Genomic DNA, 24,919 nt, shown 5'->3' with positions numbered 1-24,919 from the left:
ATCTGTTCGTTAGCTGCGCGCCGGCCCGGGAGACGGGACTCTGGCTGAGAGGAGGGTACACGTCCGCCCGGGAACGGCGGGCGTTCCTGATACGGAGGTACGGGGCGCTGCTACGACAACCCTAGGATAGGCTGCGTAGTAGCTTGTGATTGCGGCGGGGAATGATGACGAAGGTGTACACGGGACCAGAGATGAGGTAGCCCGCGAACACCAGGAAACCCAAGAGCTTGGGTTCGGAGGAGACGAGTACGAACAGCAGGATGGCGGTAACCATCGAGCTGAACGGATGGGCCTTGATGAGCCCGTATTCCTTGAAGGAGGCGTAGCGCACGCGGCTCACCATGAGGAAGGCGAGCACGAAGGCGAGCGCAAGGCAGAAGCGCGGGAAAAAGCCCGCGAACTGGTCGGGCACGTAGGGGCTGAACAGCACCAGCGTGGCCACGGCGCAACCGGCCGCCGGAATGGGCAGGCCGATGAAGAACTTCTTGGAGGTGGTGGCGGTGGAGATGTTGAACCGGGCAAGGCGCAACGCCCCGCACACCGCGAACAGGAAGGCGGCGGCGATGCCGAGGCGGCCGTACTGGTGCAGCTGCCACTGGTACATCATGAAGCCGGGGGCCACGCCGAAGGCCACCAGATCGCACAGCGAGTCGTACTGGACGCCGAATTCGCTGGCGGTGTTGGTGAGGCGGGCCACCTTGCCGTCCAGGCCGTCCATGAGGGCGCTGAACAGAATGGCCATGGCGCAGTCTTCGTACCGCCCGGAAACGGCCCACAACATCGCCAGGAAGCCTGCGAAAAGGCTTGCCGTGGTGAAGAGGTTCGGGAGGATGTACACTCCCTTGTGGATCGGGCGGGCGGGCTGTTCCATGGCCTTGCGGCTGTCCTGTGCCTTCTTGCGGTAAGTGAATCCAGATGGTTAGGCGTTGCGGCGCGCCACAATGGTCTGCCCGGCAAACACCTGTTCACCCACGTTCACGGCCGGAGAATAGTCGTCCGGCAGGTAAAGGTCAACCCGCGAGCCGAAGCGGATCATGCCGAACCGCTCGCCGCGGGCCAGCGAATCGCCCTCGTCGGTGCGGCACACGATGCGCCGGGCGATGAGCCCCGCGATCTGCACGAAGGTCCACGACGAGCCGTCGTCGCCGGTCATGCGGTAGGCGCAGCGCTCGTTGTCGGTGGAGGCCTTGTCCCACGCCGCGTTCAGGAGCTTGCCGGGATGATAGGCGATGTCGGTCACGGTGCCCGCCACCGGGGCGCGGTTCACGTGCACGCTGAACACGTTCATGAAGATGCACACCGTGGTGCGCGGCTGGCCGGTGAAGGGGTCGGGCATGGTCTGCACGCGCACCACCTTGCCGTCTGCGGGGCTGATGCCAAGGCCGTCGGCGGTGGGGGTGACCCGTTCCGGGTCGCGGAAGAAGTGGCAGCAGAACCAGGTCAGCAGCATGAACACGAAGCTGCCGGTGGCGCAGCCGAGCATGGCGAGGGAAAGCGTGACGAGGGCGCACAGGCCGATGGCCGGGACGCCTTCGGGGGTGATGCCGATGGAGGCTTTGCGCATGTGGGGTGCCGTTGGTTGCGGTGGTGGCCATGGCGCGCGGCGCGGACCGTGCGCGGGCAATGTGGCGGGAGTGTAGGCAAAAGCCGCCGCGCTGGCAACCGGGCAGGGGCGGGCAGGGCTGGAGGCGGGCGGACGGCGGGAACGGGGGCGCGGGGGGACCCGATCCGGACTGCCCGGCCCGTGCGACCCGTGCGGCCCGTGCGGGAATTATTCGGGCTGTTCCGGGGCGGTGGCATCGGCGGCGGCGCGGTGAACGGCGCACCGCCGGGCCTCCAGCATGCGCGCCGCACGGCGCAGCGCAAGGGGAGCCACGGCCAGCAGGCACAGGGCAAGCCCGGTGCGCAACGAGATGATGTCGCCAAGATGGCGGATGCGGCCAAGCTCCGCCCCGGCGTGCACGTAGATGGCGTTCAGCGGCAGCATGCCGAACAGCGAGACCGTGGCGAAGGTGGAAGGCCGCATGGCGGTTACCCCGAACAGCAGGTTCACCAGCCAGTAGGGCATCACCGCCACGCAGCGCAGCCCCAGCAGGCACAGCGCGCCGGGGGAGGCAAGGCCGGACAGGGCGGGGCCGGACGGGGCGGGTCCGGACGGGGCGGGGCCGCACGGGGGGCCGCCCGGCAGCCCTTGGGCCATGGCCGCGTCGATGCGGGCAAGCTGGCCGGGCCACAGGCGGCGCACCGTATCGCGCAGCAGGTGCCGGGCGCAGAGAAAGGCCACGCAGGCCCCGGCGGTGCTGGCCGCGCTGACGGCGGCCAGGGCCACGCCGAATCCGAACACCGCCCCGCCGGTCAGGGTCAGGAACACCGCGCCGGGGATGGAGCACGAGGTCATCAGCACATAGCCCGCCACGTACGCGGCCACGCTGGCCAGGGGATGGCGGGCGTGCAGGGCCAGCAGCCGGTCGCGCAGGGCCAGCGCCTGGTCGGGCCCCACGGCCGGAAAGTGGCCGGTAAGCGCCAGCGCCGCCAGCAGGATGGCCAGCGCCAGGGCGGCCAGCACGGCGGGGGGCAGGGGCAGGCGGCGAGTTGGAGCGGCAGGGCCACTCGGTTTCAAGACGGCAGGCCCGCCCCGTGCCGGGTCGCGGGGGGGGTGGGCCGGGGGGGCGATGGGACGGGGAGTGCGCACGGGCGGGCCTGCCTGCCGGAGGATGGACGACCCTTCGCGAGGAGAAAAAGGCCGCCACGCGCAGCATGGGGCCTGCGCGTGGCGGAATGATGATGGCCGGGTGACGGAACACGGTCGGGTATAGTCGGGCACCGTCCGGTGTGGTCGGCGGCGCTATTCCGGCCAGCCGTCTGGCCAGCCTTCCGGCAGGTTCACCTGCGGGGCCAGCGCGGCCAGGTCGGCGCGGAAGGCTGCCCGGTCGGTGAACAGCCGGGCGTGGATGCCCAGCGCCGTGGCCCGGCCGATGTGCCCGGCGTTGTCGTCGAAGAACGCCGCGCGCGCGGGGTCCACGCCCATGATGGTCGCGGCGTGGGTGAAGAAGCCGGGGTCGCGCTTGTTCAGCCCCTCGCGGAACGAATTGAACACCCGGTCGAAGTGGCGGTACACGCCGTGCGCCGCGTCGATTTCCTCCAGCCAGTTGGTGTGGTCGCTGAGGATGGCCGTGCGCAGCCCGGCGGCGCGCACCGCGTCGGCGGCGCGCAGCATGTCCGGCCGCACGGTGAAGCGGGTCATGATTTCGGCGCGCAGGGCGGCGTCGCTGCCGGTCATGCCGGTGGCCGCGCGCACCGCGTTCCACCACGCGGCCTCGTCGGTGCGGCCGTTGACGTAGCCGGTGGCGTAGCACAGGTCGGTGGCCGTGCGCATGGTGGCTTCGGGGTCCAGGCCCTGGGCCCGGCCGAGGGCCCTCAGGCCCTCGATGAATCCTTCCTCGGCCAGCACGCCGCTGAAGTCGAAGAAGATGACGTCGATGATGGGGGCGGCATTGCCGCGCGAGTGTGTCATGGGCTATCCTTGGTGTCTGCGGGGCCTCGCTGCCGACATGCGGCGCGGTGATGTTCCCCGTTTCTGCAAGCCGCCGGGCTCCCGGATGGGGCCGGATGGGGAGCGGATGGGGCGCGGGCGGCAACCCGTTCAGGATAACCACGCGGAGGCAAAGCGCAATGGAAGAATCCTCGCGGCCGACACCGGCCGGGCATTCCGGGCTGTCGCACGATGCGGGCCAACTTCCCCTCTCCGGTTCCGACGACCGGCTGCGGGTGGGCATCAGTTCGTGCCTTTTGGGCAACAAGGTTCGCTTCGACGGCGGGCACAAGCATGACCCGTACATCACCGGCACCCTGGGCCAGTACATGGACTTCGTGCCCGTGTGCCCAGAGGTGGAATGCGGCATGCCCATCCCGCGCGAGGCGTTGCGGCTGGTGGGCGACCCGGCCAACCCCCGGCTGGTCACGGTGAAGGGCTACGAGGACTGGACGGAGCGCATGTGCGCCTTTGCCCTGCGCCGGGTGGAACAACTGGCCGCCGAGCGGCTGGACGGGTTCATCTTCAAGCGGGCCTCGCCCTCCAGCGGCATGGAGCGGGTGAAGGTGTACGCCGACCACGACCCCCGCGACGTTCCGGAAGGCGCGGGCCGCATCAATCTGGGCCCGCCGCAGGAAAAGGGCGTGGGTCTCTTTGCCCGGGCGTTCATGGACCGCTTTCCCCTGCTGCCAACGGAAGAGGAAGGCCGCCTGAACGACCCGCGTCTGCGCGAGAACTTCATCGAGCGGCTGTTCGTCATGCGCCGCTGGCGTGCGCTGGCCGAGGCCGGGATGACGCGCGGCGGGCTGGTGGACTTTCATACCCGGCACAAGCTGCTGCTCATGTCGCACTCGGTGGAGCACTACCGCTCGCTGGGCAGGCTGGTGGCCCATGCGGCCGCCCACGCGCCCGAAGACCTGGCCCGCGACTACCTGACCGGGCTCATGGACGGGCTGCGCCTGCCCGCCACCACGGCCAAGCACGCCAACGTGCTGCAACACTGCATGGGCTATTTCAAGCGGGTGCTGACGCCGGACGAAAAGCTGGAAATGCTGGAGGTCATCCAGCGCTACCGCAAGTTGCAGGTGCCGCTGGTGGTGCCGGTGACCCTGCTGAACCACTACGTGCGCAAGTACGGCGAACCGTACCTGGCCGGGCAGTTCTACCTGAACCCGCACCCGGTGGAGCTGAAGCTGCGCAACCATGCGTGAGCGCTTTCGCACCTGGCCCGGCTGGTGTGTGAAGCCGGGCGATGCTGTGTGTAGTGCCTTTACGCTTTGGAATAATAGGTAATATTTCTTTGGATGCGCAGTGCTGCATGGATGCGTCCCGCACGAAGCGGCACGTCGCCCCTATGCGTCGACACGTATGTGCAGGGCGGTTATGGTGCCCCCAAACCGTGAGGAGGCACGCATGATCAGACGCTGGTTGATGAAAATATTTCCGAAACTGCTCGACGTGGGCTTCGTGCTGGGGTTGATCGGGGCGGTGGCGTTCGCTGTGGGCGCCGGAATACTGGACAAGAAGGGCGAAGGATTCGCGTACCTTCCGTTCTTTTCGTTGCTGTTCGTCGGGTTGTCGGGGGTGGTCATCTCTTTCGGACCGCTCTACCTGCTGCTTGAGGTGCGCGACCTGGTCCGGGAATTCGTGCGGCAGGAAAGCAGCCGCAACCGCGAGCACACCGAATCCTGACGGGTGGCCATGGCGGCGGACGCCGTGGCGTACCGCGCACATTGCGACGATGAGCGGACGGGTTGCCAGGCCGCCCGTCCGCTTCGCCGTTCCGAAAGACGCCGCGCCCGATGGCGACCGCCAGGCGGATACGGGCAGGGCGGCCCCGCCACGGCCCCAATTCTCCGCTTCCTCCCGCATCGACTCCCATCGCCCCGGGTTCCTCCGTCCCCCGCATCGCCCGCCATGCCGCGCGACCCCCGTGCCCCATCCGGTCCCGCCTCCCCATCTTGCCATCCGCCGTCCCGATGACGATATATCCGGGGCAAGACCCTGTCCGGTTGCCGCCGGTGCGTTCCGGCCCGCCCTGCGGGCGGCTGCCCGGCGTAGTGCGTCCCGAGCCCGTTCGTTCCCGTTCACCCTCGTCCGTCCCGGTTCGTGCATCTGCCATCCCGCCGCGCCCGCGCCGCCTCTTTCCCCTCTCCGTTCCGTCCGTTCCATCCGCGCCCGCGCGCCACGCACGCATCCCCTACGATTCCCACGGAGGTCGCCCCATGGACCCGGTAACCCATCTCGCCAGCGGCGCGCTTGTCGCCATGACCCTGCCCGGAACCCGGCGCAGCCGCTGGTTCATGCCCTTTGCCCTGATCTGCGCGGTGCTGCCCGACGTGGACGTGTTCTTCGGCTCCACGCCGCTGGCCTACCTTACGGTGCACCGCGGCATCACCCATTCCTTCCTGGGCGGAGCTGGCATGGCCCTGCTGATGGCGCTGTTGTTCCTGCCGCTGCTGCGGCGCGCGCCCCAAGGCCCGCCAGAAGCCGGTTCCGGCCCGCCCGGCGGCGTGCATGCGTGGGGCTATGCCCGGTACGCCCTGGCCGCCTATGCGTTGATACTGCTGCACATCTTTCTGGATTGCATCACCACCTACGGCACGCAGGTGTTCCTGCCCTTTTCGGACTACCGGGTGGCGCTGCCCGCCGTGTTCATCATCGACCCGGTGATGACCATCGCCATGCTGGCGTTCATCGTGGCGGCCATGGGCCGGACGCACCGGCGCGCCTTCGCGGCGGCGGGCCTTGCCTGGACGCTGCTGTGGCCCGGCGCGTCGCTGGCCGTGCAGCGCCACGTGCACGATACCGTGGCCGCCCGGCTGGCCGCCCAGCCCATGCCCCCGCAGTCCGTCGCGGTGATCCCCGAGGCGCTGGCCCCGTTCAACTGGAAGGTGGTGACCGACGATGGCCGCCGTTACGGCATGGCCCGCTATCAGTTGCTGCACCCCGATGCCCCGCTGGCCTTCGAGCTGTTCGAGAAGGCGGACCCGGTGCTGTACCGCCGCCTTTCCGAGGCAGAGGAGCTGTTCCGCGTCTACGGCCGCTTCGCCATGTTCATGACCCAGGAAACCCGGCAGGAGAACGGCGCGCCCGTGGTGGCCTACCGCGACCTGCGCTTTGCCTCCACGGTGCCCTTCATGCGCATGCTGCGCGGCGAGGGCGTGCCCTTTCAGCTGTTCGCCCGCCTTTCGGCCGACGGGCAACTGGAGGGCTTCCGCTTCGTGCAGGGGCGCAGCGCTGGCGGGCCTGGCGCGGAGGGCGGCTGGGTGCCGGTGGTGCGGTAGGCGCGGCATGACGTTGCGCACCTGCCGATGAAATACGCCTACCCCCCTTGTCACGCCGTGGTGGAGACGATATTAATGGAATATTGGGGAAAAGGGCGCTGACGCTGCTGCGGCAAAGGCCGCGACGATCGGCGTGTCCCTTTTCCGCAGTGCCGGAAAGGCATGGCGGCAGAGTGTCGGGCATGCGCACAACATACCGGCAGAAATCATGTTTCGCACACGGTGTCGTCGCATCGGGGTTCCGGGGCGCGGTGGAGGCTCCGCAGCACACGACATGCCCCGCACGGCCCAGGAATGCCATGTCCGACGGAGGTCCACGTGAACAAGAGCGAACTGGTACGAGCGCTTGCCGAAGAGCATGAACTGCCTGTAGAGGACGCCACCACGGTGGTGAACACCTTCTTCGACTGCGTGCGCGACGCGTTGCTGGAAGGGGACCGCGTGGAGATACGCGGCTTCGGTTCGTTCAAGATCAAGGGGTACCGGGGCTACAAGGGCCGCAACCCCAAGACCGGCGATTCCGTGGCGGTGCCGCCCAAGCGGCTGCCCGTGTTCCGTGCCGGGAAGGAACTGAAGGACATCCTGAACCCGTAACGGACAGGGTTTCCGGGCTTCATCGCGTTTCCGTGTGATGGTTGGGCGGCGCGTGGTGCGCCGCCGCGGGCGGTTGCGCTGCCGGTCGGGGGGCTGGCCGCGCGAGCGCTCGCGTTTGGTTTGGGGCCGGACGGGGCCAGGACATTCATGACGTATCGGGATGCGTGCCGCCCGCGTGGCGGCACAGGGGGGAGAGATGGACGAGGGCACGGACGACACACTCTACGGGCGCGGGGCATGCCCCATACCGGCCGTCATGCCGCGCGAACTGGCGGAGGAACGGCTGCGCCATCTGCACCTGCGCATCGGCGAGGGCATCGTGGCGCGGCGTCCGGCCATCATCGCCACGGTGCTCGGCTCGTGCGTGTCCGTCACGTTCTTTCACCGGCCCAGCGGCCTTGCGGGCATCTTTCACGCCATGCTGCCCACGGCCGAAGGCAGCCGCGACTACGACTGCAATCCCTGCAAGTACGTGGATACCGCCGTGGAGGCGGTGCTTGGCCACTTCACCCGCAAGGGCGTGCCCATCATCGAGATAGAGACCAAGCTGTTTGGCGGCGCGTTCAGCATGAACACCGAGGAAAAGTCGCAGGTGCGTTCGCTGGTGGACGTGGGCGGCCGCAACGTGCAGGTTGCCCGCGAGTTGCTGCGCACCAAGGGGCTGGTATTGTCCAGCGAGCACGTGATGGGCGAGCGCGGCCGCAAGCTGCTGTTCCACGCGGGCACCGGCGAGGTGTGGGTGAAGCTGCTGCGCCGCAGCCTGGCCGAACAGGCACGGGGCGCGGGGCGCAACGGCAGGGGAGCCAGGCCAGAACCGTCGGCGTGGTCGTATGACGCCCAGCCGGACCCGTGGACCGACCCCTTCGGGGTTGGCGAATCGGGCGGCTCGGGCGAGCGGGGCGGCCAGTCCGGCTGATGCCGCCGGGGCGCCATTTGGCCGCGCGCCCGCGCACGCTGGCCTTGCCACCGGAAATGGGCTACGAGCGGGGCAGGAACCCCATCCCCATGCACCCGCACGCCGGACGCTCCGCCGCATGAAGATCGTCTTCTGCATCGACGACAACCCCCGCTATCTGCTGATGATGCGTGCCGCCGTGCGTTCGCTGCGGCGTCTGCACGCCGACGCGCGCTGCGTGTGCGTGTACGGCGGTGCCAGCCCGGCGGTCATGGACGGGGTGCTGGCGGAGGGTGTGCAGCTTGTGCGGCACACCCCGGTCATCGGCGTGCATAACGCCCCGCGCGAATTCCACCGCTGCATCGGCGCGTTTCTGAAGCTGGAACTGGCCCTGCTGCCGGAACTGGCCGACGACGAGTACGTGCTGTACTGCGATTCCGACGTCTACTTCCATCAGCCCATTCTGGGCGATGCCGACGGCGCGGAGCACATCCGCCCGCCATACATGGCCATGGCACGCGAGGCCACCGCCCCCTTCCACCACGCCCACGAGCAGTTGGACTACGAATGGCGCGGCCGCCGCTACGTGGTGCCGCTGCCGTTTCCCATCTGGACCTTCAGCAGTGGGGTGGTGGTGTTCAACCTTGCCCGGCTGCGCAAGCACGACCACGTGCACAACTTTCTGGCCTTCTGCGTGCAGAACCTGCACCGCATCGGCAACCTGGACCAGTCGCTGCTGAACTACTTCTTCGGCAAGCGCATGACCAAGCTGGACCCTTCGTGGAACTGTCCGCCCTACCGGGCCGACGCGCTGGAGCGGGCGCGCATCGTGCACTTTCACGGGCCGAAGCCGTGGGACACCAGGCCGGCGCTGTGGAAGGACCTGCGCATCAACCACTACATGGAATTCCGCCGCCGCTGGCTGGAACTGCTGACCCCGGAAGAGCGCGAACTGGCCGCCGCGTGGGAGGCGGCGGGGTAGCATCCCACAGGGGACCTGCACGCGCGGAGCCGCATCATGCCGACCAGGCACGAAGTCGTCGCCCGGCAGGTCAGGCGATTCCCCCGATTTCAGGCTGCCCGTCCCGGTGCCTGGCCGCACGCCCCGGCGTCAGGTTGCATCTTCAAACGTCCCCCCCTGGCGTCTCGCCGTCCTGCCCGAACTTGCCGTCATTCGGGCAGGTGCCGGTACCACACGTTCATGCTTTCCAGCCCGCCGCCGATGTTGGTGTTGTTGTGCAGGGTGCCCGCCAGGGTGTACCCCGCCCGCGCGAACACCACGTTCATGGCGTGGCTTTCGGCACGGGCGATGGTGTAGGCGGTAAGGATGTCCATGCGGCGTACCCGCTCTTCCATGTGCCGCAACAGGCGCAGGGCGGCTCCCCGTCCGCGCGTCTCGGGCCGGGTGGCAAAGTCGGTCATCTCGGCGCAGCGCCACGCCATGTCCACCTCCGCCGAGGCGGCGGCCAGCAGATCGCCCCCTCCGGTCGGTCCGCAATCATGCCCGGGCAGGGCACCGTCGTCCGCAATGCCGTGGAACAGCACCCCTTCGGCCATGGATCGGGCAAGGTACGCCGGGTCGTGTACGGGAAAGGGATAGGTGGCGAAGGTGCCCGCGTACAGGCGGGCCAGCGCGGGGGCGTGGTTCGGACCCAATTCGACCACCCGCCACGTGTCCGGCTGCGTCCCCGGCGTTCCGCTGGCGGCGTCGGAAGGCGTACCGCCGTGCCGGGCGCAAGCCGCGCCTTGTTCCAGCCCGGCTCTCTTGGCATTGGCCAGGGCCAGCACCTCGCACAGCAGTCCGGGGCGGCGCGGCACGGCACGCGCGTCCCACAGGTGTCGTCCCATGAAGCATCCGGCCGTACGCCCACGGCACATTCCCGGCACGTAGGCCTCCACGGCAAAGCCTCGCTCCAGAAAACGATGCGCCGCGTGCTCCGGAACCCGCGCGAACAGCCGGGTGTAGCCGTGGCGTGCCGCCAGTTCCTCCATCCGGTCGATGACGCAGGCCATGCCGGAGAGGTCGGACTCATCCAGTTGCATCAGATAGACCCGGTCATTGAGCGGCCCGTGCTGGAGCAGCGAGCGCCCGTGGCGGATCACCTCGTCGGGCCGCGCCCTGTCCGGAACAGCCGTGTCCGGTGCCGCTCTGTCCGGGTGTGCCCGGACGGAATCCGCCGCATCACGATGCATCACGCCTGCGCTCCATGCGTTCGTTGTCGGACGGGGTCAGGCTGCGGGTGTCGTCCCAGTCGGAGAGCAGCTTTTCCACGCCTACGGCATGACCGGGCACGTCCCCGGCGTGCAGTTGCAGGGCGCAGTCGCCGCACCGCAGGTCACAGCGGGTCGGGGTGTAGTCGTCCGGTTCGTGATAGGTGGTGATGACCCCTTCGTAGTTGCGCAGCACCACCTTGCCCGCGCCCCAGGCCACCACGTAGTTGGGCATGACCGGTATCTTGCCGCCCCCGCCGGGGGCGTCCACAACGTAGGTGGGCACGGAAAAGCCGCTGCAATGGCCGCGCAGGCTTTCCATGATCTCTATGCCCTTGCCCACCGGGGTGCGGAAATGGGCCAGCCCTTCGGAAAGGTCGCACTGGTACAGGTAGTAGGGGCGCACCCGGTTGCGCACCAGCTTCAGGTTCAGGGCGCGGATAATCCGGGGGCAGTCGTTCACCCCGGCCAGCAGCACGGTCTGGTTGCCGAGCGGGATGCCCGCGTCGGCCAGGCGGCGCAGGGCGCGGCTGGCGTCGGGGGTGATTTCTCGCGGGTGATTGAAGTGGGTGTTCAGCCACAACGGGTGATGGGTGCGCAGCATGTCCACGAGGTCGCTGGTGATGCGGAAGGGTAGCACCACCGGCATGCGGGTGCCGATGCGCACCACCTCCACATGGTCGATGGATTCCACTTCGGTCAGCAGCCAGTCGAGCATGTCGTCGGACAGCATCAGCGGGTCGCCGCCGGACAGCAGCACGTCGCGCACCTGCGGGGTGTTGCGGATGTACTCCAGCCCCTGTTCCAGGTCGCCGCGCGAGGGAATGGAGTCCACGTCGCCCACCTTGCGTTTGCGGGTGCAGTGGCGGCAGTACATGGAGCAGGTGTTGCTGACGTGGAACAGCACCCGGTCCGGGTAGCGGTGGGTGATGCCGGGTGCCGGACTGTCGCTGTCCTCGTGCAAGGGGTCGGCCATGTCGTGGGGCCCCACCACCAGCTCGCCGGACGAGGGGAAGGATTGCAGGAACACCGGGTCGGTTGCGTGGTGTTCCGTGTCGATGAGCGACAGGTAGTAGGGCGTCACCGACATGGGAAAGCGTTCCAGCGTGCGTTGGTGCAACTGCCGCTGCTCGGGCGTGAAGCGTATGCCCAGAGCGCGCTCGAAATCGGCCACGTTGCGCACGGCGTTGCGGATGTGCCAGCGCCAGTCGTGCCAGCGCGGGTCGTCGGTCATGTCGGCAAGCTGGGTCGCCGGGGCGGTTCGCAGAGTGCCGGGGTGGTGGTGTAACGCGGGTATGTTCAAGGAAGCCTCCTTTGCCAGGGGTGAATGAGCCGGATGCGCCCGATGTGCCCCGCCCGGAGTACGTGAGTCCATGGCCTGCTGCGGATGCGCCCGATGCATGGGGCCGGGCCGGGGCGTGACGGGCGGGCCGGGTGCAAGGCCGGGTGCTAAAAGGGCCAGCTAAAGGATCTGCCCCAGAAAGCGGCGGGTGCGTTCCATGGCGGGTTCGTCGAATATCTGCTCGGGCGGCCCCATCTCCACGATGGCCCCTTCGTCCATGTAGGCAACAACGTCCGCCACCTCCCGCGCGAAGCCCATTTCGTGGGTCACCACCATCATGGTGGTGCCTTCGTCGGCCAGCCCGCGCATGACGGCCAGCACCTCGCCCACCAGTTCCGGGTCCAGGGCCGATGTGGGTTCGTCGAACAGCATCACCTCGGGCTGCATGGCCAGCGCGCGGGCAATGGCCACGCGCTGCTTCTGCCCGCCGGAAAGGGTTGCGGGATAGGCGTCGGCCTTGTCGGCCAGCCCCACGCGGTCCAGTAGTCCCAGCGCCATGTCGGTGGCCTGTGCCGGGGGCATGCCGCGCACCTGGGTTGGACCCTCCATGACGTTGCCAAGTGCGGTCATGTGCGGGAACAGGTGAAAGTGCTGGAACACCATGCCCACGCGGGCACGCAGGGCGTTGATGTAGCGTTCGTCGCCGCGCACGGGTTCGCCCGAGATGCGGATATCGCCTTCGTCATGGGTTTCCAGGCGGTTCACGCAGCGCAGCAGGGTGCTTTTGCCGGAGCCGCTGGCGCCGATCAGCACCACCACGTCGGACGGCATGACCTGCAGGTCCACGCCGCGCAGTACGTGGGTGTCGCCGAACCACTTGTGCAGCCCCTGAATGTCGATGACGGGCGTTGTGCCGGTTATGCTCGATGGGTCTGATGTGGCGGTATCGTTCATGGTGCCTCCTTTCGGGGCCTGCGCCGTGTCGTGTGCGAGGGGGGCGGATGCGGCATCGCCGGATGCCGCCTCAGGCCCCGGACACGCCAAGACGCGCCTCCAGCCTGCCCAGCAGCCAGCTGAACAGGGCAGTGTAGAACAGGTAGAACATGGCGGCCACGGCCAGCATTTCCATCATCAGGAAGTTGGACGAGGCCAGCTGTTGCGCCTTCAGCAAGAGTTCGTTGATGGTGATGGTGCTGGCCAGCGACGAATCCTTGAGGGCAATGATGAACTGGTTGCCCAGCGCGGGAATGGCCCGCCGCAGCGCCTGCGGCAGCACGATGCGCACCATGGCCCGGTGCCGGGTCATGCCCAGGCTGCGGGCGGCCTCCATCTGCCCGGCGGCAATGGAGATTATGGACCCCCGGAAGATTTCGGCCACGTAAGCCCCGTTATGGATGCCCAGCGCCAGCACGGCAGAGGTCAGCGCGCTGAAGCCCGCCAGTCCGCGCAGGCCGAAGTAGATGAACAGCAGTTGCAGCAGCAGCGGCGTGCCCCGGATAAGGTAGATGTAGGCGCGCATGGGCAGTTGCAGCCACCACCGGCCGGACAGGCGCAGCAGTGCGGCGGCCAGCCCCAGTGCCGTGCCCAGCAGGATGCCCAGCACGGTGATTTCGATGGTCATCCACGCGGCGGGCAGGAAGTAGGGCAGGTAATGGGCCACTGCGTTCAGGTCGAAGTTCATGGTTCCTGCCTCCCGTATCCGGCGGTTGCGGCATCAGGGATGGTGGGGATGGGGCGAGCGGGGCGGGGAACGCGGGCCGCGGCGTCGCGCCGGGGGTGACGCCAGCCATGGTGATGGTCATGGGGCCGACCGTCCCGTCGGACGCCACGGCGCGCGCGCTCCGCCCGGCCTACCGTTTGGTGATGTCGCTGTGCAGCCATTTTTCGCTGAGCTTCGTCAGGGTTCCATCGGCGTGCATGGCGGCAAGGATGCGGTCCACTTCTGCCCGCAGGGTGTCGTCGCCCTTGCGGAAGGCCACGGCGATGTCCTCGCTGCGCAGCGGCGAACCCAGCGCCACCACGTCGAACTTGCCGCCCTGCATGGCGGTGACGCCCACCACGCGGTCGGTGATCACCCCGTCCACCACGCCGGTGGAAAGTTCCATCAGGGTCTGGTTGTCGTCCTTGTACAGGCGCACCTCACCCGCGCCGAGGGCCTTGGCGTCGTCGGCGAAGGTGGTGCCGGTGACCACCCCGATGGTCTTGCCAGCAAGGCCGGCGGGCGTGGCGAACGGCGCGCCCTTGCGCACCATGAGTTGCGCGCCCGAGTAGTAGTAGGGCGTGGAGAAATCGACGACCTTGCCGCGCTCTGCCGTCACGGCCATGCTGCCCAGAATGCCGTCGTACGCGCCGGAGCGCAGCCCCTCGATGATGCCGCTCCAATCCGTGGTGACCGGGGCCGAGGTGACGCCAAGGCGTTTGGCCACCTCGGCGGCCACGTCCACGTCGAAGCCGGTAAGGGTGTTGGTGGTGTCGTAGAAGTTGAAGGGCGGATAGCCGCCGCTCATGGCGAAGCTGATCTTTCCTGCCTTTTTTACCCGTTCCAGCCCGGTGGGCGGGGGGCTGGAACAGGCCGTGAGGGCCAGCACCAGCAGGGCCAGCAGCGAGATCAGGGAGAACAGTCGCGGCAGCGGCGATGGGCCGGGCCGCAGGAGCGCCGCCTGGGTGGGAATGTTCATGAATGCTCCTTTGTTGATGGTGATTGGATGGTTGGAGCGGAAATGGCGTGTGTGATGCACGCAGTGCCGCATTGATGGCGTGGTAATGACGATGGCATGGACTGCATAGCCGCGACGCACGTTTGCCGGATGGTCACCGATGCTTGGTTGCAGCGTGCGTATTTGTGGGAATTTTTTCTGAGTGCTGCGGCGTGAATGGAGAACAGTGTCGCATCATGTCGCAATGCTGGCATGGTGCGACATGATGGGCAAGAGGGGGATATGGGTTACGTGTCGGGTATGGCGGCGTACCCGATGGGGAGGGTGCTTTCGCTGCTGCGGGGGCATGTGCGACGGAAGGCCGGGGGGATTTAGCCGGACGGAGCGGACGGGGAAGGGGCGTGGGCCGGAGCGGGACAGGCGGGACAGGGCGGGCGGGGTGTGGCGCAGCGGGCGCACCGGTCCTGGTGGGCGTGCCCGCTTTGTCAGTCTTGCCAGTCTTGCCGGTTTGGTCAGTCTGGCCAGTCGGGGCGGGCGCAACAGACGCCAGGTAAGGGAGGGGCAGCGGCGTGAGGGACCCGGCCTCAAAGCAGCGACGGCCCCTGTTGCAAGTGGGTTTGCAGCGACGTGGTGCTGCCGCGCAGTCCCAGCTTTTTGCGGATGTTCTTGCGGTGGGTCTGGGCTGTTTCGAACGAGATGCCCAGCAGGTCGGCTATTTCCTTCCCGCTGCGGCCAAGCTGGATCAGGCGGCACACTTCCAGTTCGCGCGGGGTCAGGCCCAGCAGTGCGGGGTCGTTTCCGCCGTCCGCCCCGCCCGGTCCATTTGACCCGTCCGGCTCGCCCACCATCCCCGCCAGTTGTTCGGCGAGCAGGTTGCGGTAGCCTTCGCGTACCTCTGCGGTTTCGGCGCGGGCAATCTTGTCCAGCGCGGGCAGCATGCGCCGCTTCATGCGGGTGTGCAGGGTGCGCAGCATTTCCTGCCGTTCTTCTTCCACGGACCGCAAGACCTGGCGCAGGGCGATATTCATTTCCTTTACCTCGGCCATGCGGTCGCGCAGCGAATCCTGCAATTCCACGCGTTCGGACAGGTCGTGCAGGATAAGCTGGAACAGGCTGCCGCCCTGAAAGGCGATGCGGCGCAGGGTGGCCTCTGCCGGAAAGGTGGCGCCTTCGGCGTCGCGGGCGGCAAGCGTGCGTGTCCACTGCCCGTTGGGACGCAACGCGCGCATGGCCTTGCGCACCATGGGGCGTGCCCGCCGCGCCAGCAACGCGTCCACGGCGGTGCCCGCGAATTCCGCCCCGTCTGTTTCGTCTGGTCTGGCTGATCCGGCTGGTCTGGTTGGTGCTGGTCCGTCTGGCCCTGCGGGTCCTGTTGGCGTGTCCCCGGCGTGCCTGCGCAGGGCGGCCGGGTTGGCGGCAATGATCACGCCCGCCTCGTTCATCAGGAAGGTGGCGTCCTTGGCGGTGTCGAACAGCGCGTTGAACAGGGTGACCGAATCAGCCCAGGCCGAGATGTGGTCGTGCAGGCGCTGTTCGTAGCGCCGGTAGAGCGCGTGCATGGAGTGGTTGTCCGTGGCCACGACCACCAGCCCGCCCCGGGGGGCGATGGCCGGGGGCAGGGGCATGATGCGCAGCAGAAAGGTGCGCCCGGCGCGGTGGATTTCGTGGATGGACAACGGGGGGTAGCGGCGCAGGGCGTCGTCCGTCGAGCGGCCGCCAAGTCCCAGGGCCTTCCAGAACGACTGGCCGGGACGAGGCGTGCTGCCCGCGCAGGCAATGGGATGCCCGCGTACTTCCATGATGATGCCGCGCGCATCGGTGAACAGGATAAGGTCTTTCCATGCATCGACGACATGCCCAGGCGTGGCAGGGGCTATATGGCGCGACGTGGATGGAGATTTTCGGGTAGTGCTGTGCATTGTGCAGTGTGGTACTACCGGATGTGAAGTTTTGCAAGTTGCGATGATGCGGTGGCGTTGCGTGGCTGTATTGCTTCAAAACAGATATTGTTATGGCATTGCGGTGTGTTGCTTGTGGGGCGGGGGCTGCTGATGCCTGCCCCGCGCTCTGTTTCCTTCTTCCTCATTCTCATCGCCCGCCCGCCTTCCCTGCTGCCATCGGTGCGCAAGCCTGCTATGTTGGCAGCGCATGGCCTCCATGGCCGCTTCCACACCGTTCGCCGCCCCGCAGCCCGGCCCGCCGCCGGATGAAGGAGTTTCGCATGTCGTCCCAGCCGACCGTCTCAACCGCGGGCTCTTCTGCCGCCAGCCCTGCCGCCGTCCATACCCCCGAAAGCCTGCGCGCGCTGTTTCCCGTGGCCGGGCAGCCCCTGCCGGAAGCCGCCCACGCCTTTGCGCCCATAGAGCAGCGCACCTGCCTCATCGGCGGCAAGCTGGAGGAATGGCCCGGCGAGATGCAGCAGGTGTTCTCGCCCATCGGCGAGATTGACGGGACTGGCGGCACGGGCGGCTTCACCCCGCGCCTGCTGGGCCGCTGCCCCATCCTTGACGAGGCCGCCTCCCTGCGCGCCGTGGACGCCGCCGACCGCGCCTGGGCCGACGGCATGGGCGCATGGCCCACCATGGGCGTGGCCGAGCGCATCCGCCACGTGGAGGATTTTGCCCGGCGCATGGCGGCGCGGCGCACCGAGGTGGTGCGCATCATGATGTGGGAAATCTGCAAGTCGTGGCAGGACGCCAGCGGCGAATTCGACCGCACCATGGAGTACCTGCGCGACACCATCGACGCGCTGAAGGATCTGGACCGCGCCTCGTCGCGCTTCGTCATCGAGAAAGGCATCTACGCGCAGATACGCCGCGCGCCGTTGGGGCCGGTGCTGTGCATGGGGCCGTACAACTACCCGCTGAACGAAACCTTCTGCACGCTGATGCCCGCGCTGATCATGGGCAACCCGGTCATCGTGAAAACGCCGCGCCTGGGGCGGCTGCTGTATTCGCCGCTGATGGAAGCCTTCCGCGACGCCTTTCCCGCCGGGGTGGTGAACATCCTGCATGGCGACCGGCGCATCGTGAAGCCCATCATGGCGTCGGGCCGCATCAACGTGCTGGCGTTCATCGGGTCCAGCACGGCGGCGGACGCGCTGCGCCTTGCCCACCCGCACCCGCACCGGCTGCGCTGCGTGCTGGGGCTGGACGCCAAGAACGCGGGCATCGTGCTGGACTGCGCGGACATGGACCTGACCGTGGCCGAGGCGCTGCAAGGCTCGTTCTCGTTCAACGGGCAGCGCTGCACCGCGCTGAAGATGCTGTTCGTGCATGAAAAACGGCTGGAGGAGTTTCTGGCCCGCATGGACGAGGGCATCCGCAAGCTGCGCATCGGCATGCCGTGGGACGAGGGGGTGCGCATCACCCCGCTGCCGGTGCCCGGCAAGTCGGCCTATCTGGACGACCTGGTGCGGGACGCCGCCGCCCACGGCGGCAAGGTGGCCAACAGCGGCGGCGGCACCCACGCCGAAACCCTGTACCACCCCACGGTGGTCTGCCCGGCCACGCCGCAGATGCGCGTGTACCACGAGGAGCAGTTTGGCCCGGTGATACCCGTCATCCCCTTCACGGACATAGAAACGCCGGTGCGCTACGTGGTGGGGTCGCAGTACGGGCAGCAGCTGAGCATTTTCGGCAACGACCCGGACGACGTGGCCCGGCTGATCGACCCCATGGTCAACCAGGTGTGCCGGGTGAACATCAACAGCCAGTGCCAGCGCGGGCCGGACACCTTTCCCTTTACCGGCCGCAAGGATTCCGCCGAGGGCACCCTTTCGGTCAGCGATGCGCTGCGCTGCTTCTCCATCCGCACGCTGGTGGCGGCCAAGGGCAGCGACGCCAACAAGGAGATTCTGACCAGCATCATCCGGGACAGGCGGTCGAACTTTTTATCGAACGATTTTATACTGTAAGGCAAGAGAAGCTGCAGAAACAGAAAAGTCCGCTGATTTCGGCGGACTTTTCTGTTTCTCTTGAAAATATTATGGTATAAAGGTTTGTCGATGGTGGTGAGCGATTAAAGAAAGGGGGAATGGCCACTATAGTTGTGTGCACTATGGTTGTGTTTGGATAGCTGTGTGGATGTGTTGAAGTTTTGTTGATGGTGGTTTTTGTGGTGTTTTGGTGATTTTAGGCGATATGTTTTTATTCTGTGCAATGACACAGGGGTGTGATGAAATGTATAGAATAGCATGCGGTATTGTTGCCGGACTGTTTTGCTTACTGTCGGTGCATGATGCAGCAGCATTGAGCGTTACAAAAAAATCTATGATTGGGGTTGCGCAGGCGTATGGCTTTTTGGTGAGTCAAGATGCATATCTTGATGCGGTGGCTGAAAAATTTCCAGACATGCAAAAAGATGCAAAGATTGCAGCGTTAGAATTTGAAGTCACATTTCCAGAGGTGAAAAAGAATATCGAGAGTGAGCTTGATAACATGGGGGGGAGTGAGGGGCTGAGGGCGAGGTCTATCGACGCCAAAAGGCAAATACGTGATGCTGTATTCAGTGGGAACTTTTCAAGAAGCGATGCGCAAGCGTTCATAGAAGAGGTTAAGGGTAGGGCGAATGGCAACATATACAGCCCCGTGTTGGAGTATATGCTTGCCGTGCAGTATGCAAAAAACCCTGTGGGTGAATTTGTGGATGGTTTCAAGCAGGCGTATAACACAAAAGATCATGCCAAGGCTCATGGAACAAGATTGCGGATGAATTTGCCGATATCGTGGGCTGCTTTTGACGGTGACAGGCCTCATATTGTGCAGAAATGGGTGAGTGAAAACGGTGATGGATTGAATATGATTACGCTTGTAATCAAGAATGCAGATGGTTTTAGCCCAGAAAAGCATGAAATAGAGAGCTTTGTTGAATCCGGAAGAATAAAGGATGCCCTCGAGGAAGGCGCGCGATATATTTCGGCAGGAACATTTACTATAGAAGGTATTCCAGGCTTCTGGGTGATGCAAGATGTCCGGATGGAACGTGCGGGGATGACGTATATGCAACGGATGTTGGAGTATCAATTTTTTCCCTACGGGAATTTCGTCCAGCTGACGTGCCACGCTGGTGGCGTTGAGAATGCGCGGGGTATACAAGCAGAGTTTGAAAAAATCGCGCCGCTGTGCAGGGCAGTTTTGAACAGTTTCGTACTCGAAAATCCGGATGAGTAGGCGTGGTACGGAGGATGGCGCAGGGGCGGGCTGTTATTCGCCTTCCCCCTTCCCATCCTCCAACGGCAAGTCCAGCTGCCAGATGTCCTCGTCGTAGTCCTTGCTGACGATGAATCCGACCGACCGTGCCAGTTCGGCCATGGACTTGTTGTCGCCAAGGGCAGCGCCCACAATGCGCTTGGTGCCGCGCGCCTTGCAGTAGCGGATGATCTTCTGCATCAGCAGCTTGCCCAGGCCCTGCCGTTTCAGGTCGGACCGCACGGCCACGGCGAATTCCGCCTCGCTGTTGTCGGTGCTCACCATGGCCCGCACCACGCCCAGCGTGCGCGTCACCCCTTCGTTGTCCGGCCCCTTGGCGATGAATGCCATTTCGCGGTCGTAGTCGATCTGGGTCAGCTTCACCATCTCGGCGCGGGGCAGCTTGGCCACGTTGCCGAAGAAGCGGAACCGCTTGTCTTCAGCCGATAGACTCTCCACGAATTCCCAGTGCTCCGGCTCGTCTTCCGGGCGGATGGGCAAAAGGTCCACGTGCCGCCCGTCGCGCAGGGTCACGCATTCCTCAAGCTCGCGCGGGTAGGGGCGGATGGCCAGCTGGTCCGTGCCGGTGGTGGTGGACCAGGCAATGCGCATGTGCGCATCCAGCGCCACCACGCCGTCGCCGTCCACGAACAGCGGGTCTATCTCCATCTCGAAGATTTCGGGAATGTCGATGATCAGCTGCGACACCTTGCACAGCAGCAGGCGCACGGCGTCCAGATTCACGTGGGCCTTGTGGCCGCTGCCGCGCAGCAGGCGGTACACCCGCGTGCGCGACACCAGTTCCTGCGCAAGGCCCATGTTTAGCGGCGGCAGGGCGGTCTGGCGGTCGGCCAGCACCTCTGCCATGGACCCGCCCTGGCCAAAGCGGATGATGGGGCCGAACACCGGGTCGGTGGCGGTTTCCACGGCCAGTTCGTGCGCCTCGGCCAGACGGCACATGCGCTGCACGGCATAGCCTTCCATGCGCGCGCCGGGCACCTGGTCGCACACGTTGTTGGCGGTGGACAGGGCGGCGTCCATCACTTCTTCGTCGCTGGAAAGATTGAGGGCAACGCCCCCGGCCAGCGAGGTGCGCGGCACGTCGGGCGATTCCACCTTCAGCGCCACGGGGTAGCCGATCTCGGCGGCGGCGGCCACGGCCTCGCGCGGGGTCTTCACATGGCGCGTCTCGGCCACGGGTATGCCATAGGCGGTGAGCACGGCGTGGGCCTCTGCCGGGGTCAGCAGCATGCGCTTGGCCTCCAGCGCGTCGTTCACCACCATGCGCGCCGCCGTCACGTCGGGGTTGAAGGCCTCGGGCAGCGAGGGCGGCGTTTCCATCAGGGTGTCCTGGTTGCGCCGGTACTCCACCATGTTCAGGAAGGCGCGCACCGCGTTGTCCGGCGTGAAGTGGCTGGGCACCCCGGCGGCGGCGAACTTGCGGCGGGCCTCCGCCGCGTCGTCTATGCCCAGCCAGCTTGTCAGCACCGGCTTGCGCCCGCGCCGGGCCACTTCTATGACCGCGCCCGCCACCTCGTCGCTGGGCACGGAAAAGGTGGGCACGTGCATCGCCAGCACGGCGTCCACGCCCCTGTCGTCCAGCAATATCTGTAGCGCCTTGGCGTACATGGCCCCGTCGGCGGAGCTGCGCACGATCAGCGGGTTCCAGTACGACCAGTCGCGCCCCAGCTCGTTGTCCAGCGCCTGGCAGGTCTGGTCGGAAAGTTCGGACAGCTTGCCGCGCCCCTGCAACAGGGCGTCGGTGGCCAGAAAGCCGGGGCTGCCGCCGTTGGTCAGGATGGCCAGCCGGTCGCCCTTCAGGGGCTTGGCCAGGGCCAGCGTTTCCACCGTGTCGAACATGGCGTCGATGTCGGCCACCCGCAGCATGCCCGCCCGGCGAAAGGCGGCGTCGTACACCTCGTCCGCGCCCAGCAGCATGCCGGAATGCGCGGCCGCAGCCATGGCCGCCGCCTCTGACCGGCCCGCCTTTATCACCAGCACCGGCTTGTTGCGGGCCAGCGCGCGCGCGGCCGACATGAAGCGCCGGGCGCTGTCGATGGTCTCTATGTACAGCAGCACGGCGCGGGTGTTCACGTCGCTGTTCAGGTAGTCCAGCACGTCGTGAAAGTGCACGTCGTAGCGGTCGCCCAGGGCGATGAAGTGCGAAAAGCCGATGCCCTTGGACGTGGCCCAGTCCAGAACGGACGTGAACAGCGAGTCGGACTGCGAGAGGAAGGCCACCTTGCCGGGCAGCGCCTCTCGCGGGGCAAGGCTGGCGTTCACCCCCACCGATGGCGTGATGAACCCCAGGCAGTTCGGCCCCAGCACCCGCACGCCCCAGCGCCGCGCGGCCTGCAACAGGGCGGCCTTTTGCACTTCGCGCCGTTCGCGGTCAAAGCGGAAGAACCCCCGGCTCATGATCACGGCGGCGCGGGTGCCGCGCTTGCCCAGCTCTTCTATGTAGCCGGGAATGGTTTCGGGCGGGGAGCAGATGATGGCGAGGTCGGGCGTCAGCGGCAGGGTGTCGATGGCGGTGTGGCCAGGCATGCCCGCCACGGCCTCGCCCGTTTCGTTCACCGGCAGCACCGGCCCCAGAAAGGTGCCGGACATCAGGTTGTTCATGATGATGCAGCCCGGCTCGCCCGGCGTGGACGTGGCCCCGATGACGGCCACGGAATTGGGCTTGAACATCTGCTCAAGGGACGATTGCGTGGACACCGTGCGAACCCCCTTCCGTCGTGCCGCCGCGTGCGGGCAGGTGCGGGCGCGCCGGGCGGATGCCCGGCGACGTGGCGGTGCGCGTTGGCGGCGGCAGTGCGGGCGGAAAGAGCAGGGCCGCGCGGTGTGCGGTCATGCCGCCGCGCCGCTCCGGCGTGCCGTCCCCGTCCGGTGACGGGCCGTCATGCGCCGTTCATGGGGCGCACCATTCAGGGCATTCTTTCCGTCCACCGGCAAAAAGTCAATTTCACCGGCGCGGGATGACCGTTCACCGAAAAGGGGGTGGCGCGCCCTTTCGCATGGTCACTGCACGGGGCTAGACAAGGGCCGTGGGCCACGCCCCGCCGCAAGAACGGGCAGGGCCGCCACGAAAAGACCGGAACACCGGCATACCGCCAAACGAACGGGAGGCACCGGCCATGAGCCAGAACAAGTCCGACAAGATCGAAAGCATGATGGACGAAAAGCGCCACTTCGCGCCGCCCGCCGCGCCTTCCGGTGATCGCCGCCGCCCGCACGTGAACGGCATGGACGAATACCTCGCCCACCGCGAACGCGCCGACAAGGACCCCGAAGGCTTCTGGGGCGACCGGGCAAAGCAGCTGCTGGACTGGTTCACCCCGTGGGACAAGGTGATGGACGCGGACATGCACGCCCCGCGCATCGAATGGTTCACGGGCGCGAAGCTGAACGTGGCGTACAACTGCCTGGACCGCCATCTGGTCAACGGCCGCCGCAACAAGGCCGCCATCATCTGGCAGGGCGAGCCGGAAGACGACGTGCGCGTGCTGACCTACCAGATGCTCTACGACGAGGTGTGCCGGTTTTCGTCCGTGCTGCGCAACCTTGGCGTGCAGAAGGGCGACCGCGTTGCGCTGTACATGCCCATGATTCCCGAGCTGGCCGTGGCCATGCTGGCCTGCGCGCGCATCGGGGCGGTGCATTCCATAGTTTTCGCCGGGTTCTCGGCCGTCAGCCTGCAGAACCGCATCCAGGACTGCGAGGCCAGGGTGGTGGTCACGGCGGACGCCGTGCTGCGCGCGGGCCGGTCCATCCCGCTCAAGGTCAACGTGGACGAGGCCCTGAAGGACTGCCCCAGCGTGGAAAAGGTGGTGGTGGTCGACCGCGCGCACTCGGGCTGCGCCATGCGCGAAGGCCGCGACCTGTGGTGGCACGAGGTGATGGCCGACCGCACCCTTGATTCCGCCTGCCCGTGCGCCAAGATGGACAGCGAGGACATGCTGTTCATCCTGTACACCAGCGGTTCCACCGGCAAGCCCAAGGGCGTGGTGCACACCACCGGCGGCTACCTTACCTACGCGGCCCACACCACCCAGTGGGTGTTCGACCTGCATGACGACGACGTGTACTGGTGCACCGCCGACATCGGCTGGATCACCGGGCACAGCTACATCGTGTACGGCCCGCTGGCCCTTGGCGGCACCACGCTGATGTTCGAGGGCGTGCCCTCGTGGCCGGGGCCGGACCGGTTCTGGCACATCGTGGAAAAGTTCCGGGTCAACATCTTCTACACCGCGCCCACGGTCATCCGCGCCCTGATGCGCGAAGGCGCGCACTGGACGCAGAAGCACGACCTGTCCTCGCTGCGCATTCTTGGTTCGGTGGGCGAACCCATCAACCCCGAAGCGTGGATGTGGTACCACGAGCACATCGGCCATAACCGCCTGCCCATCGTGGACACCTGGTGGCAGACCGAGACCGGCGGCATCATGATTTCCGCGCTGCCCTACGCCACCACGCTCAAGCCCGGCTCGGCCACCATGCCCCTGCCCGGCGTGGACGCGGCGGTGGTGAAGCCCGACGGCACCCCCTGCGGCCCCAACGAGGGCGGGCACCTGGTCATCCGCAAGCCGTGGCCCGGCATGCTGCGCGGGGTGTTCGGGTCGCCCGAGCGGTACAAGTCCACCTACTTTGAACGCTTCCCCGGCATGTACGAATCGGGCGACGGCGCGCGCACCGACGAGGAAGGCTACACCTGGGTCATGGGGCGGCTGGACGACGTCATCAACGTTTCCGGGCACCGCATGGGCACGGCGGAAGTGGAATCGGCACTGGTTTCGCACCCCTCGGTGGCCGAGGCCGCCGTGGTGGGCATGCCCCACGCCATCAAGGGCGAGGCCATCTACGCCTACGTCACCCTGGCGGCGGGCACCGAAGAGACCGAGGAACTGCGCGCGGCCCTGCGCACCTGGGTGCGCAAGGAAATCGGCCCCATCGCCACGCCGGAAGTCATCCAGTTCGCCGAAGGGCTGCCCAAGACCCGCAGCGGCAAGATCATGCGGCGCATCCTGCGCAAGATCGCCTCGGGCGCGGGTTCCGACTTCGGCGACACCTCTACCCTGGCCGACCCGGGGGTGGTGCAGGATCTCATCGAGGGGCGCGTGCAACTTACCGGACATTAGTCATAGCAAGGCAGGGCGGCCCGTTTGGCGGCGGACCGCCCTGCCCGCCGGCAACCACACCCGCGCCGGACGTGCGGCGATGTCCGGCGCGGGTGGCCGGCCACTGGACAACCGGCCTTGGTTCAGCATCA

General features: G+C 66.8%; 20 protein-coding genes. 9 read left to right on the top strand and 11 right to left on the bottom strand.

What is annotated here, in order from left to right:
- Positions 1–121: 121 nt before the first annotated feature.
- The 4 genes from pssA to RVX_RS15780 all read right to left on the bottom strand — a co-directional run bounded on the left by pssA (position 122) and on the right by RVX_RS15780 (position 3,514).
- Positions 122–871, bottom strand: coding sequence for a CDP-diacylglycerol--serine O-phosphatidyltransferase (gene pssA, locus RVX_RS15795; protein WP_116308246.1), 750 nt, complete (start codon positions 869–871; stop codon positions 122–124).
- 48 nt (positions 872–919) lie between these two features.
- Positions 920–1,564, bottom strand: a complete 645-nt coding sequence (locus tag RVX_RS15790) for a phosphatidylserine decarboxylase family protein (protein ID WP_116308247.1) — start codon at positions 1,562–1,564, stop codon at positions 920–922.
- 207 nt (positions 1,565–1,771) lie between these two features.
- Entirely contained in the window at positions 1,772–2,620 is an 849-nt protein-coding gene (locus tag RVX_RS15785) for a TVP38/TMEM64 family protein (RefSeq protein WP_116308248.1), read from the bottom strand.
- Positions 2,621–2,845: 225 nt separating this feature from the next.
- Positions 2,846–3,514, bottom strand: a complete 669-nt coding sequence (locus RVX_RS15780) for an HAD family hydrolase (RefSeq protein ID WP_116308249.1) — start codon at positions 3,512–3,514, stop codon at positions 2,846–2,848.
- A 95-nt stretch (positions 3,515–3,609) separates the two neighbouring features.
- Between RVX_RS15780 and RVX_RS15775 the strand changes: the two genes are divergently transcribed.
- From RVX_RS15775 to RVX_RS15750, 6 genes are all read left to right on the top strand, one after another.
- The gene (locus tag RVX_RS15775; RefSeq protein ID WP_116308250.1) at positions 3,610–4,743 is read left to right on the top strand and encodes a YbgA family protein; all 1,134 of its coding nucleotides are present in this window, start codon (positions 3,610–3,612) and stop codon (positions 4,741–4,743) included.
- A gap of 202 nt (positions 4,744–4,945) precedes the next feature.
- Entirely contained in the window at positions 4,946–5,224 is a 279-nt protein-coding gene (locus RVX_RS15770; protein WP_116308251.1) for a hypothetical protein, read from the top strand.
- Between the two features lie 533 nt (positions 5,225–5,757).
- Entirely contained in the window at positions 5,758–6,819 is a 1,062-nt protein-coding gene (locus RVX_RS15765) for a metal-dependent hydrolase (protein WP_116308252.1), read from the top strand.
- A gap of 318 nt (positions 6,820–7,137) precedes the next feature.
- Positions 7,138–7,413, top strand: a complete 276-nt coding sequence (locus RVX_RS15760) for an HU family DNA-binding protein (protein ID WP_007524696.1) — start codon at positions 7,138–7,140, stop codon at positions 7,411–7,413.
- Positions 7,414–7,609: 196 nt separating this feature from the next.
- Positions 7,610–8,329, top strand: a complete 720-nt coding sequence (locus RVX_RS15755; RefSeq protein ID WP_230404853.1) for a chemotaxis protein CheD — start codon at positions 7,610–7,612, stop codon at positions 8,327–8,329.
- Positions 8,330–8,447: 118 nt separating this feature from the next.
- Positions 8,448–9,290, top strand: coding sequence for a glycosyltransferase (locus tag RVX_RS15750; protein ID WP_116308253.1), 843 nt, complete (start codon positions 8,448–8,450; stop codon positions 9,288–9,290).
- A 188-nt stretch (positions 9,291–9,478) separates the two neighbouring features.
- On the opposite strand, the gene ablB is transcribed toward RVX_RS15750, so the two are convergent.
- The 6 genes from ablB to RVX_RS15720 all read right to left on the bottom strand — a co-directional run bounded on the left by ablB (position 9,479) and on the right by RVX_RS15720 (position 16,377).
- The gene (gene ablB, locus RVX_RS15745; protein WP_116308254.1) at positions 9,479–10,501 is read right to left on the bottom strand and encodes a putative beta-lysine N-acetyltransferase; all 1,023 of its coding nucleotides are present in this window, start codon (positions 10,499–10,501) and stop codon (positions 9,479–9,481) included.
- Entirely contained in the window at positions 10,491–11,753 is a 1,263-nt protein-coding gene (ablA, locus tag RVX_RS15740) for a lysine 2,3-aminomutase (RefSeq protein ID WP_116308255.1), read from the bottom strand. Before ablA ends, ablB begins: the two co-directional genes overlap by 11 nt.
- Positions 11,754–11,981: 228 nt before the next feature.
- Positions 11,982–12,755, bottom strand: a complete 774-nt coding sequence (locus RVX_RS15735; protein ID WP_116308256.1) for an amino acid ABC transporter ATP-binding protein — start codon at positions 12,753–12,755, stop codon at positions 11,982–11,984.
- A gap of 70 nt (positions 12,756–12,825) precedes the next feature.
- Positions 12,826–13,482, bottom strand: a complete 657-nt coding sequence (locus RVX_RS15730) for an amino acid ABC transporter permease (protein ID WP_116308257.1) — start codon at positions 13,480–13,482, stop codon at positions 12,826–12,828.
- A gap of 169 nt (positions 13,483–13,651) precedes the next feature.
- Positions 13,652–14,479, bottom strand: coding sequence for an ABC transporter substrate-binding protein (locus RVX_RS15725; protein WP_116308258.1), 828 nt, complete (start codon positions 14,477–14,479; stop codon positions 13,652–13,654).
- A gap of 563 nt (positions 14,480–15,042) precedes the next feature.
- Positions 15,043–16,377: a LuxR C-terminal-related transcriptional regulator gene (locus tag RVX_RS15720; RefSeq protein ID WP_116308259.1), complete on the bottom strand. Its 1,335-nt coding sequence runs from the start codon at positions 16,375–16,377 to the stop codon at positions 15,043–15,045.
- Positions 16,378–16,679: 302 nt separating this feature from the next.
- On the opposite strand from RVX_RS15720, the gene RVX_RS15715 reads away from it, so the two are divergent.
- Positions 16,680–18,374, top strand: a complete 1,695-nt coding sequence (locus RVX_RS15715) for an NADP-dependent glyceraldehyde-3-phosphate dehydrogenase (RefSeq protein WP_116308260.1) — start codon at positions 16,680–16,682, stop codon at positions 18,372–18,374.
- A 265-nt stretch (positions 18,375–18,639) separates the two neighbouring features.
- Positions 18,640–19,629: a hypothetical protein gene (locus RVX_RS15710; RefSeq protein ID WP_147307553.1), complete on the top strand. Its 990-nt coding sequence runs from the start codon at positions 18,640–18,642 to the stop codon at positions 19,627–19,629.
- A gap of 33 nt (positions 19,630–19,662) precedes the next feature.
- Here the strand turns inward: RVX_RS15710 and RVX_RS15705 are convergent, their stop codons facing one another.
- On the bottom strand, positions 19,663–22,338 hold the full coding sequence (locus RVX_RS15705; RefSeq protein WP_116308266.1) for a bifunctional acetate--CoA ligase family protein/GNAT family N-acetyltransferase: 2,676 nt from the start codon (positions 22,336–22,338) through the stop codon (positions 19,663–19,665).
- A 446-nt stretch (positions 22,339–22,784) separates the two neighbouring features.
- Here RVX_RS15705 and acs point away from each other — a divergent pair, with 446 nt between their 5' ends.
- Positions 22,785–24,788: an acetate--CoA ligase gene (gene acs / locus RVX_RS15700; RefSeq protein ID WP_007524681.1), complete on the top strand. Its 2,004-nt coding sequence runs from the start codon at positions 22,785–22,787 to the stop codon at positions 24,786–24,788.
- Positions 24,789–24,919 lie beyond the last annotated feature (131 nt).

Source organism: Nitratidesulfovibrio sp. HK-II, from assembly GCF_003402415.2.
GTDB lineage: Bacteria > Desulfobacterota > Desulfovibrionia > Desulfovibrionales > Desulfovibrionaceae > Cupidesulfovibrio.
Note: the sequence above shows the minus strand (reverse complement) of the source record. Positions and strands in the feature narration are given on the sequence as shown.